A 13914-nucleotide genomic window follows, 5' to 3' on the forward strand; every position below is an offset into this window, starting at 1 on the left:
GTGATAGATACGGTTGATCCAAGGCATGCATTTTACGACAGGTTTCATCGAGTTGACATTGCATGTCATTGCTTTATGTTAGCCGGCAATGATAAAGCATTATTGCGGCCAGGGCTAACAGCCAAGTGCTGCTTTCCACCTTGGTCCCCTACTTATGCACGATCGCGATTCCCTGCTATTGCAGTGGGCACGCCAGATTTCAGGCGATGCCACCCTTCAGTTGACCCTCATTTCCGGTGATGCCAGTTTCCGCCGCTACTACCGTGGTACCGGGCTGGTATGGGTAGATGCCAATCCGAAAACCGAAAAAAATCATGAGTTTGTTCGTAATGCAGCAGCCTTGCGTGCACGTCAGCTCTTGGCGCCAGAGGTCAAGGCCGTTGACTATGAACAAGGTTTGCTGGCGGTCAGCGACCTGGGCGATACCCAGCTGATCAGCTGCTTGAACGAGCAAAACGTGCAGGCTTGGTATGGCAAGGCGATAGACCTGTTGCCAACTCTGGGGGCGGTAGATCTGGCGCTTGAGCCCTTCGATGCCGCCTTTATGGCGCGGGAGAACAGCATTTTCCCCGAGTGGCTGCTTGGCCACCATCTAAAACTGACCCTGAGCGATGAAGAGCAACAATTGCTGGATGAGACCTTTGCCTGTCTCACCGCCTGTAATCTGTCTCAGCCACAAGGGGTTATGCACCGTGACTTCCACAGTCGCAACCTGATGGTGTGCGGCGGAGACACTCCTGATACCAGCGAACTCGCCATCATCGATTTTCAGGATATGGTCATCGGGCCGCTCGCCTATGACCTCGTTTCTCTGCTGAAAGATTGCTATGTGCGCTGGCCGGACGCGGTGATCGAGCAGGGGATGCAACACGGTTTTGCCACCCTGCAGCAGGCGGGACTGCTTGGCGAGAGCGACTACGCCAGTTTCCGCCGCGATGCCGACCTGACCGGCATGCAGCGCCATCTGAAAGCGGCGGGGATCTTCACTCGTCTCTATCATCGCGACGGCAAGTCCGGCTATCTCAAGGATATTCCCCGTACCCTCGGCTACGTGGTGGATGTCTGTCACCGCCATGGTAGCGCCTATCCGGTGCTGGCCCGTTTTGGTTTGTGGCTCGAGCAGGTGGTGTTGCCGGGGATCGCCAACGCCGGGGTGAAACCATGAAGGCGATGATCCTGGCCGCTGGCCGTGGCGAGCGGATGCGTCCGCTGACTGACCTGCTGCCCAAGCCGTTGTTGGCTGTCGGGGGCAAGCCGCTCATCGTCCACCATATAGAAAAGCTCAAAGCAGCCGGAGTCACCGAGCTGGTGATCAACCACGCCTGGCTCGGCCACAAGCTGGTCGAGACCCTGGGTGATGGCAGTGCGCTTGGCGTGACCATTCACTGGTCAGCCGAGGAGAGTGCGCTGGAGACGGCCGGCGGCATCATCCAGGCGCTGCCACTGTTGGGGGATGAGCCATTTCTGGTGATCAACGGCGATACCTGGCTCGATCTCGACTATCGCTCTCTGGTTGAGCTGTCCCTGGGTGAGAATCTTGCCCACCTCTGGTTGGCACCCAATCCGCCCCAGCATCCGGCCGGGGACTTTGCCCTGCAAGATGGCAAGGTCGTAGACACCCCCGCCTTCACGTTCAGCGGCGTCGGTCTTTATCGGCCCGCAGCCTTTGCCGGTCTGCCTGCGGGTGCCCGCAAACTGGCTCCCCTGCTGCGGGAGTGGATGGCGCAGGGTCTGGTCGGTGGCTGCCTGCTGGCTGGCGAGTGGCGCGATATCGGCACTGTCGACCGTCTGCGCGAGCTGGACGAACAGCTTCAGCTCCGCGCTCAATAACATCAAGAGGTCTTGAACCATGCGTATTTGGGGTAAGGTGCTGGGCGCCTTCTTCGGTTTTCTGCTCGGCAACATCATCGGTGCCCTGATTGGTCTCTGGATTGGCCACCGTTTCGATCGCGGCATGGGGCTGCAGGGGGCGTTTCGCCGTACCCCGACTCAGGAGCAACAGGCTGTCTTCTTCCATGCCACCTTCTCGGTGATGGGCCATATCGCCAAATCGAGCGGTCAGGTGACCGAGCAGGAGATCCGGGTCGCCTCCAATCTGATGGATCGGATGCGTCTCTCCGGTGAGCTGCGCAGCCGCGCGCAGGATTCGTTCCGGCAGGGCAAGGAGGCCGGTTTCCCGCTGCGCGAGACCCTGGCCGAGTTCCGTCGTGCCAGCCAGGGCCAGCGCGATATCCTGCGCTTCTTTCTGGAAGTGCAGCTGCAGGCCGCCTTTGCCGATGGTCGGGTAGAGGATGGTGAACGCGCCATCCTGCACACCATTGCCGACGAGCTGGGCTTCAGCCGCATCGAGCTGGCCCGCATTCTGGCGATGGCCGAGGCGCAGATGAACTTCTTCAATCAGGCCCATGGCCAGTATCAGGGGGGCGGCGCAGGTGGCCAGCAGTATCGGCAGGCGCCTCCCTCGGCGGATCGCCTCAAGAATGCCTACCAGCTGCTGGGGGTAAGCGAAAGCGACAGCGATCAGGATATCAAGCGCGCCTACCGCAAGGAGATGAGCAAGCATCACCCGGACAAGCTGGCCGCCAAGGGATTGCCGCCGGAGATGATGGAGATGGCCAAGGAGAAGACCCAGGAGATCCAGCAAGCCTGGGAATGGATCCGCGAGGCACGCGGTATCCGTTAAGCGCCAAAGTCAGGCTGGCACAGACAATAAAAAGCCCCGCAGCAGTGCGGGGCTTTTGTTTTGCCGTTGGGTTAGCTTACTTGGCTGGAATGGCTTCCAGTACGTGCACCAGCAGCTGCCAGAAACGCTCGACTGCCGGGATGTGTACCTTCTCGTCAGGGGAGTGGGCACCGCGGATGGTCGGGCCGAAGGAGACCATGTCCCACTCCGGATAGGCGCTCTTGAACAGACCGCACTCGAGACCGGCGTGGATCACCATCACGTTGGGCATGGTGCCGAACAGGGTCTGGTAGCTGTTGCGCACCAGCGCCATGACGGGGGAGTCCACGTTCGGCGCCCAACCCGGATAGGCACCGGTGAATTCGCAGCTGGCACCCGCCAGAGTGAACAGGGAGCGGGTCATCTGCTCGATGCTCTCGCGGCCGGAGTCGATCAGGGAGCGGATCAGGCACTGGACGTACACTTCGCCATCCTGAGTCTTGATGACCCCCAGGTTGGTAGAGGTTTCGGTTACGCCGGGCATGGCATCGCTCATGCGCATCACGCCGTTCGGGCAGGCCATCAGGGCATCCAGCAGGCGCTGCTGCAGGGAGACGCTCATCAGCTTGGCCGGTTTGGCGGCGTTGTTGACCAGCAGAGTCAGGTTCGGCTCGGTGGCGGCCAGTTCGGTCTGGTAGATCCCGGTGTAGCGGTCAACCAGCGCCTTGAACTCGTTTACGCTGGCAGAAGGTACCAGCAGGGTGGCACGGGCTTCGCGCGGGATGGCGTTGCGCAGGGTGCCGCCGTGGATCTCGGCCAGACGGATACCGAGCGGCTCGGCTGCTTTGAGCAGGCGCACCAGCAGCTTGTTGGCGTTGCCACGACCGCGATGGATGTCGCAACCGGAGTGACCGCCACGCAGCCCTTTAACGGCCAGCTCGAATGCTTCACCTTCCGCAGCATCAACCAGCTCGAGCGGGAAACGGATATTGGCATCCACCCCACCGGCGCAGCCCATATAGACCTCGCCATCCTCTTCGGAGTCGGTGTTGAGCAGGATCTCGCCTTCCAGCCAGCCTGCTTCCAGACCGAAGGCGCCGGTCATGCCGGTCTCTTCGTCAGTGGTCAGCAGCACTTCCAGCGGGCCGTGTTTGATGGTCTTGTCCGCCAGCACTGCCAGGCAACCGGCCATACCGATGCCGTTGTCGGCACCCAGGGTGGTGCCACGGGCAGTGACCCACTCGCCATCGACATAGGCATCGATGGGATCGGTCGCGAAGTCGTGTTTGGTGTCGGCGTTGGCCTGCGGCACCATGTCGATGTGGGCCTGCAGCACCACGCCCTTGCGGTTTTCCATCCCCGGGGTAGCCGGTTTTTTGATGATGATGTTGCCGACGTTATCCTGTTTGACCGCCAGACCTTCCCCTTGAGCCCATTGGATGATCCAGGCGCTCAGTTTGGCTTCATGTTTGGAAGGGTGGGGAATGGAGCAGATCTGTTCGAAGAAATGCCAAATCAGTTTGGGAGAGAGAGAGCTAAGCTGTGCCACGTCGGGACTCCTTACCAGCACGGAATTAACAGGGCCCCATCAGCGGGCCGGGGAAGAGGATAACGATAATACAGTCAATCACACAAAAATGTGAGCAATCAGCGCAAATCGCAGGCAGCTTGTGCTGGCTTATGGCAACCAGGCAGTACGATCGTCAGGTTCGGACGACGCTGACCGATAGAAAAGAAAATGTGTGACCGATCTCACAAAAATATTGAATTTAACGCACCGACTGGTAAATTAGCTCCCGTGGTTCGCCACCCGTCAGGATGACGATGAAAGCCTCCAGGGAACCGAAGCAAAGCAAGTGCGCCTCCATGGAACCGAGTGTTCGTTCAAGGATTTGAGCCCGCATTAAAGGTACGTAACTTGTTAAGCAATCAGGAGTTTCAATATGCCAGGCAGCAACTCAACCTATTGGTTTGCCCCCTCTTTGTATACCCAGGGTTTCAGCTACCCTAACCCCTTCGTCACTCGTCGCTAAGACGAGCTGCCCAACCAGGCAGAGGCGAGAAAGCAGCAGGTGCGTGAGGTAAATCCTCCCCCTGCTATTTTTTTATCTGCGATTTGCCGCACAGCTCATTAGGACTCGGCAGCAGGGACGGCAGGTTAGTCGTTTGGCGCTCGAGATGGGCCGAATGGAGAGGGTGATGCCGATTTTTCCTGTTTTTGGCATACGTTTGCCAGGCATTTTCTCTGCAAACGGTGCTATCATATCGGCCCAACAGCCTGTCCGCGGTTTGGACACATCATCTAACCGATCGCCGGATAAGCCCATCTTGCTTCCATTGTTATCAGATTTGCTGCCGAGGCTTAGTCCTGAGGCAGCCGAAGTGCAATCTGAATTCAGTCGGGCAAGGGCCGCCATTTACTGGCATCCGCAGGGATAATTGCGGATGTTGTTATTTTAAGTGATTGTTTTTAAATAACTATTCGAGATCGATAACATGCCGAAAAAGTTCTATGTGTCGTGGGACAACCTGCAACGTGAAGCTCGCCGTCTGGCCCGTCGTCAGCTGCCTGTCAGCCAGTGGAAAGGTATCATCGCGGTCAGCCGTGGTGGCCTGGTGCCCGCAGCCCTGATGGCCCGTGAACTTGGCATTCGTAATGTGGAAACCCTCTGCATCTCCAGCTATGACCATGACAGCCAGCGCGAGCTGGTGGTCGTGAAGGCTGCCACCACCGCCGGTGACGGCGAAGGCTGGCTGGTGGTGGAAGATCTGGTAGACACCGGCACTACCGCCAAGGCGATCCGCGAGCTCTACCCGAAAGCCAAGTTCATCGCGATTTTCGCCAAGCCGATGGGCGAAGCGCTGCTGGACGATTTCGAAGTGGCGATCCCGCAGGATACCTGGATCGAACAGCCGTGGGATATGGCACTGGAGTTCGCCACACCGATCTGCGACGAAAAGTAACGGGAGCGGGATGTGACGCTCACTGCGTCCATTGGTCGCGACCGGCAATAATGGTTTCACAGGGCTCCAATTTGGAGCCCTGTTTTTTTGTGTATCAATCTGTTGCAGGGTGGCTGATGGGCAGTAAAAGTGGTTAAGATGAGCTATTGCCTGATATGAATGGGATACTATCTTGGACTTGAACGAAGACCTAAACCTGACCGAACAGCTCTTTACCCGCGTCAAGAAGGTATTGGAAACATCCGAGATCTCCAACTCCAGTGCGGCTGATCTGGCGCAAGCCGAGTCAGACGAGATGTTTATCGATGGCTCCATGTCAAAGAGCTGGTATCGCCTGCTGCGTCGCCCCTCCTGGACTTGGCAGGGGGCAGACCCCATCGAAGTGGAGCAGACCCTGGCCCGCATCGCCATGGCGACCGGCGAGCGCACCCACGATTGCTATCTCGATACCATCAAGGGCTATGTGCCCGGCAACTGGATCTACGAGTGGAGCCAGGTGGCTGGCAACTATTTCAAGCAGGGCCGCGAACTGCGCGAGAAGGGTGATCCTTCTGGCGCCTTGAAACAGCTGCTCAAGGCGGTGCGCTACTACTCCATCGCCAGCTATCCCCATCTCAAGGATGACGAGCTGGCGGATCAGGCCCAGCTGCTCGGTAACATGGCCTATCGCGAGGCGGGTCGCCTGTTCAAGGTGCCGCTCAAAGAGATCCAGGTGCCTTTTCGCGGCAAGCATATTCAGGGTTATCTCCACCTGCCGACGACCGAAAAACCGGTGCCGCTGGTGATCATCAGCGGCGGGATCGACTCCCTGCAGCTCGATTTCCTCAACTTCTATCTCAAACGGCTCGAGCCCAACGGTATCGGCATGCTCTCCCTCGATATGCCCGGGGTTGGCTATGCCGAGCATTGGCCGCTGGTGCAGGATACCAGCCGCCTTCATCAGGCGGTGCTCCATTACCTTTCCGAAGTGGCCTGGGTCGATCATCAGCGTATCGCCATGGTGGGGATGCGTCTGGCGGGCAATATCGCAGCCAGACTGGCCTTTATCGAACCCTTTAAGCTGCGCACCGTGGTTTGTGTCGGCGCCGGTGTCAATCAGGTGTTTACCAATCAGGAGCTGTTTGCCAAGTGTCCGCGCATGATGCGGGACAGTCTGGCCAACCGGTTGGGGGCGGATGCGGCGCAGTGGGACGGCATGCGTACCAAGTGCCAGGTTTTTTCACTTAAAACTCAAGGATTACTGGGGACTCGCACATCGGTGCCGATATTGAGTATTGGACACAAGCGAGATTTTATTTGTCCCGAGCAGGATGTACGGGCATTGGCGGCGGCCAGTCGTAACGGCAAGGCCATCGTATTCGACAAACAGCCTTTGCTGGAGGTGTATGACAAGGCGCTGGACGAAATCGTCGAGTGGCTGAAACAGCATTTGTGTACCTGACATTGCGCTAAAGAACTGACACCATCCCGAGGTGGTGCGGCTTGTTTAACAGGGAGGTTAACATGTCTGAAAGAGTGACCTACAAGCGACTGCTGAGGCAGTTTGCTGCCATTGGCCCCTATTTGCGCGAAGATCTCTGCGAGGAGGGGCGTTATCGTTTCGACTGCCTGTCGGTCTGTGTCAGTGCCAAGCCGGCGCCGGACAAACGGGAGTTCTGGGGCTGGTGGCTGGTGCTGGAACAGGACGATCACCACTTCCGTTACCACTATCAGCTCGGTTTCTACAATGCTGATGGTGAGTGGCTGGACAAACCGATCCCCAAGAAGCACCAGGTAGAAGTGGAGCGGACCCTCAACCGTTTCTACAAGCTCATCAGCGACAAACTGACGGCTCTGGAGTGTCAGTTAGCGCCAGCGGATCAGGTCACCAATGAGTTGACCGTGACCGCCGCTTGATCCCTGATGTCCGGCGAGCAGCATCCTGCTGTTTGCCGGGCCATCAGTCAGCCATCTCCCCTTCCGACCGCAATCATCCGGGCTTTGCCCCATCTCCTCACCCCGGCGTTAATTGCCTTGCAGGGCACCATGGCCGTGGGTATAAAGATATTCCTTACTTTTTAGCCTTTATGCTCCCATGGAAAACAGAACCATAGTCGTCAAGTTGGGCACCAGCGTGCTCACAGGGGGGTCTTCCCAGCTCAATCGTGCCCATATGGTCGAGCTGGTCAGACAGTGTGCGGCCTTGCACCGTCACGGCCATCGGGTCGTGGTCGTCACATCAGGGGCTATCGCCGCCGGGCGTGAACATCTGGGTCACCCGCCACTGGCGCCAACCCTGCCCAACAAGCAGATGCTGGCAGCGGTTGGTCAGACCCAGCTTATTCGGGTATGGCAGGATCTGTTCAACCTCTACGGTCTGCATATCGGCCAGATGCTGCTGACCCGCGCCGATCTGGAAGATCGGGAGCGCTACCTCAACGCCCGCGACACCATGCGCACCCTGCTCGATCACCGCATTATTCCGGTCATCAACGAAAACGATGCGGTGGCGACCGCCGAGATCAAGGTAGGTGACAACGACAACCTCTCCGCCCGCGCCGCTATCCTGGCGGATGCGGATCTGCTGATCCTGCTGACTGACCAGAAGGGGCTCTTTACCGCCGATCCGCGCACCAATCCCGATGCCCAGCTTATTGAAGAGGTGCAGACTATCGACGATACCCTGCGCTCGCTGGCGGGTGACAGTGTCAGCGGCCTCGGCACCGGCGGCATGGCTACCAAGCTGCAGGCTGCCGATGTGGCGCGCCGCGCCGGCGTCAACGTGGTGATCGCGACCGGCCAGATGCCGGAGGTGATCGGCCGTCTCGCCAAGGGCGAGCGGATTGGCACCCTGTTCCCGGCGCTGGCGTCCCCGCTGGAAGGGCGCAAGAGCTGGATCTTGGCAGGCCCACCTCCTCACGGTGAAGTGCATGTGGATCAGGGCGCAGTGGCCGCCATGAAGGAGAAAGGCTCCAGCCTGCTGCCCAAGGGGATTGTGGCAGTCAAGGGCGATTTCATTCGGGGCGATGTGGTGCGTATTCTTGATCCCAAAGGCGCCGAGTTGGCGCGCGGTATCTGCCGTTACGACCATCTGGAGCTGGAGAAGTTGCGTGGCGTCCACTCGGATCAGATTGAGCAGGTACTGGGCTATGGATATGGTTCAGTAGCCATCCATCGAGACGATATGGTGCTGCTCTAATCAGGGCGGCACGGCATGAACAAAGGGAAATGAGATGAGTCTGGAGAAAATGGGGCAGGCGGCCCGTGAAGCTGCCTATCAGCTGGCTACTGTCAGCACGGCGCAGAAGAACCGGGCGCTGGCCGCCATCGCCGACGAGCTGGAGGCGCGCAGTGAACAGATCCTCGCTGCCAATGCGAAAGATATCGCCGCCGGCCGTGAGGCTGGCTTGTCAGAGGCGATGCTTGATCGCCTGCTGCTCAATCCGGCGCGGCTGGCCGGGATTGTGGCGGATGTACGCAAGGTGATCACGCTGGACGATCCGGTCGGCGCCGAAATGGATAGCCGGGTGCTGGAAAATGGCCTGCGGCTCTCCCGTCGTCGGGTGCCCATCGGGGTTATCGGCGTCATCTACGAGGCGCGACCCAACGTCACCATCGACATCGCCAGCCTCTGCCTCAAGACCGGCAACGCCAGCATACTCCGCGGCGGGCGCGAGACCTTCCACTCCAATCTGGAGCTGGTGCGGGTGATCCAGCATGCCTTGGCGGCCTCCGGTCTGCCCGAGGCGGCGGTGCAGTACATCGACAACCCGGATCGGGCGCTGGTCGGCGAGTTGCTGCGTCTCGACCGCTATGTCGACATGATCATCCCCCGTGGCGGTGCCGGCCTGCACAAGATGTGCAAGGAGAACAGCTCCATCCCGGTCATCATCGGTGGTTTCGGTATCAGCCATATTTTCGTCGACGAGAGTGCCGATCTGGTGCGCTCTCTGGCTGTTATCGACAACGCCAAGGTGCAGCGCCCCTCCGCCTGCAACGCCCTCGATACTCTGCTGGTACACGAGAAAGTCGCTTCGGTTTTCCTGCCGCAGCTGGTGACGCTGATGAACGAGCGCAAGGTGACGCTGGTGGCCGCGCCCAACGCCATGGCGCTGCTGGCGGGTGCCGACAACCTGTGCGAGGTGGGGCCGGAGGATTTCGATACCGAGTGGCTCGGGTTGACCCTGGGGGTCAAGCTGGTGGCGGATGTGAACGAGGCACTGGCCCACATGCGCGAGCACAACGCCGGCCACTCAGATGCCATCCTGACCAACGATCTGGCCAATGCCGAGCGTTTCGTCAACGGAGCCGGTTCGGCGGCGGTCTATGTCAACGCCTCCACCCGTTTCACCGATGGCGGCCAGTTTGGGTTGGGGGCGGAGGTAGCTGTGTCGACCCAGATGCTGCATGCTCGCGGCCCCATGGGGCTGACCGAGCTCACCAGCTACAAGTGGGTGGGACAGGCCGATTACCTCAGCCGTGCCTGATAACCGGTTGTGTCAGATACAAAAATGCCGACCCCTTGGGTCGGCATTTTATTTGGTGGATATGGCGAAGATATCAGGCGATCGGGTTATTCCCCGTGATAGAGCGCCTTGTCACCGTGCTTGAGCACATAACCCTTCCAGATGAAGAGGGTGTAGCCGCTGCCCTGCCACGACCAGTTGCCCTCCGCACCTTGACGGGTCAGCAGGTGCTGCTCGCCGCTTGGCAGATGCAATTCGGCCTGCGTCTGGTCGGTATTGAACATCACGAAGGCGCTGCTGGTCTGGCTGGCATCGGTCGGATTGAGCCGTACACCCTCTTCAAACAGGCGCACACATTTGCCAGTCAGCGCTGACCACTGATAGCCCGCACTGCCGATACAGCCGTGGCTGTCGCGATCGCCGCCCACCAGATGTTGTTCCGGTGTACTGCATGCCGCCAGCAGCAGAGAGGCGGCCATCAGAGTCAAGGTGCGCATGGTTACTCCTGAAGATCCCGTTCGATGACGATGTTGGAGAATCCCAACTCTTTGAAGTAGTTCTCCTGATAATCCTTCACGCTTTTCTTGTCACGGCGACAAACCTGAGCCAGCTGGGCCTCCATGGCGTGAAAACTGGTGAGATCCAGCCCTTCGGCAGCAGCGATGGCGTCGTAGATGCTGCGGAACTTGTCGTTCGCGTAGCCGATCTCTTTGGCCTGTTTTTTATAGGTGTACGTAATCTTAAAGGCCATCTTGCCCTTCCTTCTTCGATTTGGCTTGCTTGCGCTGGACGTAGAGGTAGAGGCTTTCGACCTTCTCCCGAGCCCAGGGGGTCTTGCGCAAGAACTTCAGGCTGGACTTGATGCTCGGATTATCGGTGAAGCAGCGGATATTGATCTGCTGCCCCAGCTCTTCCCAGCCGTAGTGCTCGACCAGTGCGGTGACGATGGCTTCCAGCGTCAGCCCGTGCAGCGGGTTGTTCTTCTGCGAGGCGTTCGGTTGCTCGCTCATGCCTGCTCCGCCAGCTTGGCAAAGGGCTGACCCATGCGGGTAGTGACCCCGTTGGCCAGATGGGGTTCGAAACCGGCCAGCATGCCCGGGCCAAACAGGCAGACCACGGTGCTGCCCAGCTTGAACAGCCCCATCTCGGCACCTTTTTGCAATGTAATGGCCTCGTCGCCGGTGTAATCCCGGCGCACCACCTTCTTCTCTTTGGTCGGCGCAATGTTGCCGGCCCAGATGGTCTCGATGCTGGCCACGATAGTGGCACCGACCAGTACCAGCGCCATGGGGCCGTGCGGGGTGCGGAAGGTGGCCACCACCCGCTCGTTGCGGGCAAACAGGTTAGGCACGTTCTCGGCGGTAAGCGGGTTGACGGAGAAGAGATCCCCCGGCACGAACACCATGCTCTCCAGCACGCCGTCCAGCGGCATGTGGATGCGGTGGTAATCCTTGGGCGCCAGATAGATGGTGGCGAAGTCGCCATCCTTGAACGGCGCCACCAGATCCTCATAGCCGCCAAGCAGTTCGCGGGCGCTGTAGTCGTGGCCTTTGGCCTGGATGATGCGACCCTGCTGGATGGGGCCGAGCTGGCTGACGGTGCCATCCACCGGCAGCGCCAGGGTCATGGCATCTTCTACCACCGGGCGGATACCGGGCTTGAGTTCGCGGGTGAAGAACTCGTTGAAGCTCTTGTAGTGGGCCGGGCTCTCGTGCAGCGCCTCGCTCATGTCGACCTGATACTGCTTGATAAAGGCCTCGATCACTTTGGTGGTGATGTTGCCCGCTTCGGCGGCGGCAAACTTGCCGAACAGACGGGAGAGGGCGTGCTTGGGCAGACAGTATTGACCGGCAATTTTCAGGTTGTCAGTAATGCTCATGTTCATCATCAACGTAGGTTTATTAGGGTCACAGGCGCGCTTGCTGGCGACCGTGACGGGCTTCCTGCATGGTTTCCAGGATGCGGTGATAGTTGTGGAAGCGATCGGCGCTGATGGCGCCCGCGTCGACCGCGGCGCGCAGGGCACAGCCGGGATCGTCCTTGTGGGTACAGTCGCGGAACTTGCAGCCACCCAGATAGTCGCGGAATTCGACGAAGCACCAGGTGATGCGATCGGCCTCCAGATGCCAGAGGGCGAACTCGCGGATCCCGGGGGAGTCGATGAGATCGCCACCGCTCGGGAAGTGGTAGAGCCGCGCCGTGGTAGTGGTGTGCTGGCCGAGCCCCGAGTTCTCGGAGATCTCGCCGGTGAGCACATCCAGCCCCGGCATCAGGGCATTGGTGAGGGACGACTTGCCCACCCCGGACTGGCCGACGAAGATGCTGATCTTGTCGGTCAGAGCGGCTTTCAGCTCATCGAGCCCTTCACCGCTCTCGCAGCTCACCAGCAGCACCTCGTAATTGAGTTTGCGGTAGGTTTCGAGCTGGCGTTCGATGCGCGCGCGGGCCACATCATCCAGCATATCGACCTTGTTCAGCACGATGAGGGGGCGGATCTCCACATCCTCGGCGGCCACCAGATAGCGGTCGACGATGTTGGTGGAGAACTCGGGCATCACCGCAGAGACGATGATGATCTGGTCGATATTGGCGGCGATGGGTTTGACCCCGTCGTAGAAGTCCGGCCGGGTCAGTACCGAGTGGCGCGGATGCACCGCCTCGATGACGCCCGCTGTCGCGGCATTGAGGCCGGGACGCCACACCACCTTGTCGCCACAGACCAGACTGCTGATGCTGCTGCGTCGCAGGTTGCTGCGGTGGATGGTGCCATCGACCGCTTCCACGTCTGCGTGCTGCCCAAAACGGCTGATCACCACCCCTTCGATGGCCGGGCCAAACAGGGTGTCATCCACCACTGTGGTGTGATCTTTTTGCAGCCGCCGTTCGCGGTTGGCCTGGACGCGCCTTTGTTGACCCAGATTGAGTTTTGCTTTCTTTGCCACTCGATTCGCCAGTTTATGAACAGATCCAAAGCCAGTATGATACATGCAAATTGGCAAAATTCCGCCATTCCTCCCAATAGAGAGAGCAATCATGACAGTCAGCGCGCAGAACCTGGTATGGATCGACATGGAGATGACGGGTCTCGACCCCGAAGAGAACGTGGTACTGGAGATTGCCACCATCGTCACCGACAAGGATCTGAACGTACTGGCCGAAGGGCCGGTCATCGCCATTCATCAGAGTGATGAAGAGCTGGCCAAGATGGACGAGTGGAACGTCAACACCCATACCAAGAGCGGTCTGGTGGCCCGGGTCAAGGCGAGTCAGCACGACGAGGCGAAAGCCATTGCCGAGACCCTCGAGTTCATTCGCCAGTGGGTGCCGGAGCGCACCAGCCCGCTGTGCGGCAACAGCATCGGTCAGGATCGCCGCTTCATGGTCAAGCACATGGCCGAGCTGGAAGCCTTCTTCCACTACCGCAATGTCGACGTCAGCACCATCAAGGAGCTGGTACGCCGCTGGCAGCCGGAACTGCTGGATCAGTTCAAGAAGAGCGGCACCCACCAGGCGCTGGACGATATCCGCGAATCCATCGCCGAACTGCAGTTCTATCGCAGCCACGTCTTCAAGATCTGATTCTCCGGCAAGGGGTTGTCATACTCTGGCTGCTAAAATCGACAGTTCGGCCAGCTTTTGAGCGAACGCGCGCAACCAGACAAAAAAGCCCTTGCAATTGGAATGACTGCTCTTATAATTCGGCTCCCGTACAGTAGCGCAAGCAACCAAATGCTGTACGGCCTGTTTTAAGGTAGTTGCGGGAATAGCTCAGTTGGTAGAGCACGACCTTGCCAAGGTCGGGGTCGCGAGTTCGAGTCTCGTTTCCCGCTCCAAAAATCTGAT

15 protein-coding genes and 1 tRNA gene are annotated in these 13914 nt (G+C 59.3%); 10 read left to right on the plus strand and 6 right to left on the minus strand.

Annotation, left to right across the window (positions count from 1 at the left end; genetic code table 11):
- The first annotated feature begins 154 nt into the window (after positions 1–154).
- The 3 genes from AB5Y99_RS10865 to djlA are packed head-to-tail and all read left to right on the plus strand — an operon-like array spanning position 155 to position 2683.
- The gene (locus tag AB5Y99_RS10865; protein ID WP_368209698.1) at positions 155–1165 is read left to right on the plus strand and encodes an aminoglycoside phosphotransferase family protein; all 1011 of its coding nucleotides are present in this window, start codon (positions 155–157) and stop codon (positions 1163–1165) included.
- Positions 1162–1830 carry an N-acetylmuramate alpha-1-phosphate uridylyltransferase MurU gene (gene murU, locus AB5Y99_RS10870; protein WP_323893919.1) on the plus strand — a complete coding sequence of 223 codons (669 nt, stop codon included), beginning with the start codon at positions 1162–1164 and terminating at the stop codon, positions 1828–1830. Before AB5Y99_RS10865 ends, murU begins: the two co-directional genes overlap by 4 nt.
- Before the next feature lie 19 nt (positions 1831–1849).
- Positions 1850–2683 (plus strand): co-chaperone DjlA, encoded by an 834-nt coding sequence (gene djlA / locus AB5Y99_RS10875; RefSeq protein ID WP_106842272.1) that lies wholly within the window; start codon positions 1850–1852, stop codon positions 2681–2683.
- Positions 2684–2759: 76 nt separating this feature from the next.
- On the opposite strand, the gene AB5Y99_RS10880 is transcribed toward djlA, so the two are convergent.
- Positions 2760–4211, minus strand: coding sequence for an aminoacyl-histidine dipeptidase (locus AB5Y99_RS10880; RefSeq protein ID WP_323893917.1), 1452 nt, complete (start codon positions 4209–4211; stop codon positions 2760–2762).
- A 947-nt stretch (positions 4212–5158) separates the two neighbouring features.
- On the opposite strand from AB5Y99_RS10880, the gene gpt reads away from it, so the two are divergent.
- The 5 genes from gpt to AB5Y99_RS10905 all read left to right on the plus strand — a co-directional run bounded on the left by gpt (position 5159) and on the right by AB5Y99_RS10905 (position 10092).
- Positions 5159–5626 carry a xanthine phosphoribosyltransferase gene (gpt, locus tag AB5Y99_RS10885; protein WP_005339007.1) on the plus strand — a complete coding sequence of 156 codons (468 nt, stop codon included), beginning with the start codon at positions 5159–5161 and terminating at the stop codon, positions 5624–5626.
- Between the two features lie 172 nt (positions 5627–5798).
- Positions 5799–7067, plus strand: coding sequence for an esterase FrsA (gene frsA / locus AB5Y99_RS10890; protein ID WP_005349360.1), 1269 nt, complete (start codon positions 5799–5801; stop codon positions 7065–7067).
- A gap of 62 nt (positions 7068–7129) precedes the next feature.
- Entirely contained in the window at positions 7130–7522 is a 393-nt protein-coding gene (gene crl, locus AB5Y99_RS10895) for a sigma factor-binding protein Crl (protein WP_005339003.1), read from the plus strand.
- A gap of 178 nt (positions 7523–7700) precedes the next feature.
- Complete coding sequence (gene proB / locus AB5Y99_RS10900) at positions 7701–8804, plus strand: glutamate 5-kinase (protein WP_005358365.1); 1104 nt, start codon at positions 7701–7703, stop codon at positions 8802–8804.
- Between the two features lie 34 nt (positions 8805–8838).
- A complete protein-coding gene (locus tag AB5Y99_RS10905) occupies positions 8839–10092 on the plus strand; it encodes a glutamate-5-semialdehyde dehydrogenase (protein ID WP_201955093.1) in 1254 nt (417 codons plus the stop codon).
- A gap of 86 nt (positions 10093–10178) precedes the next feature.
- Here the strand turns inward: AB5Y99_RS10905 and AB5Y99_RS10910 are convergent, their stop codons facing one another.
- The 5 genes from AB5Y99_RS10910 to rsgA are packed head-to-tail and all read right to left on the minus strand — an operon-like array spanning position 10179 to position 13013.
- Positions 10179–10568, minus strand: a complete 390-nt coding sequence (locus AB5Y99_RS10910) for a hypothetical protein (RefSeq protein WP_201955095.1) — start codon at positions 10566–10568, stop codon at positions 10179–10181.
- 2 nt (positions 10569–10570) lie between these two features.
- Positions 10571–10822, minus strand: a complete 252-nt coding sequence (locus tag AB5Y99_RS10915; protein ID WP_005338984.1) for a DUF2960 domain-containing protein — start codon at positions 10820–10822, stop codon at positions 10571–10573.
- Complete coding sequence (locus AB5Y99_RS10920; RefSeq protein WP_005349372.1) at positions 10812–11081, minus strand: VF530 family DNA-binding protein; 270 nt, start codon at positions 11079–11081, stop codon at positions 10812–10814. The genes AB5Y99_RS10915 and AB5Y99_RS10920 overlap by 11 nt, the downstream gene beginning before the upstream one ends.
- Positions 11078–11950, minus strand: coding sequence for an archaetidylserine decarboxylase (gene asd, locus AB5Y99_RS10925; protein WP_201955096.1), 873 nt, complete (start codon positions 11948–11950; stop codon positions 11078–11080). The genes AB5Y99_RS10920 and asd overlap by 4 nt, the downstream gene beginning before the upstream one ends.
- A gap of 28 nt (positions 11951–11978) precedes the next feature.
- Positions 11979–13013 carry a small ribosomal subunit biogenesis GTPase RsgA gene (gene rsgA / locus AB5Y99_RS10930; RefSeq protein ID WP_201955097.1) on the minus strand — a complete coding sequence of 345 codons (1035 nt, stop codon included), beginning with the start codon at positions 13011–13013 and terminating at the stop codon, positions 11979–11981.
- Between the two features lie 91 nt (positions 13014–13104).
- On the opposite strand from rsgA, the gene orn reads away from it, so the two are divergent.
- Positions 13105–13650: an oligoribonuclease gene (gene orn / locus AB5Y99_RS10935; RefSeq protein WP_088870062.1), complete on the plus strand. Its 546-nt coding sequence runs from the start codon at positions 13105–13107 to the stop codon at positions 13648–13650.
- Between the two features lie 178 nt (positions 13651–13828).
- Positions 13829–13904: transfer RNA gene (locus AB5Y99_RS10940), tRNA-Gly, on the plus strand.
- The last annotated feature ends 10 nt before the right edge of the window (positions 13905–13914 follow it).

It is taken from the genome of Aeromonas sp. R4-2 (assembly GCF_040908295.1).
Taxonomy (GTDB): domain Bacteria; phylum Pseudomonadota; class Gammaproteobacteria; order Enterobacterales; family Aeromonadaceae; genus Aeromonas; species Aeromonas veronii.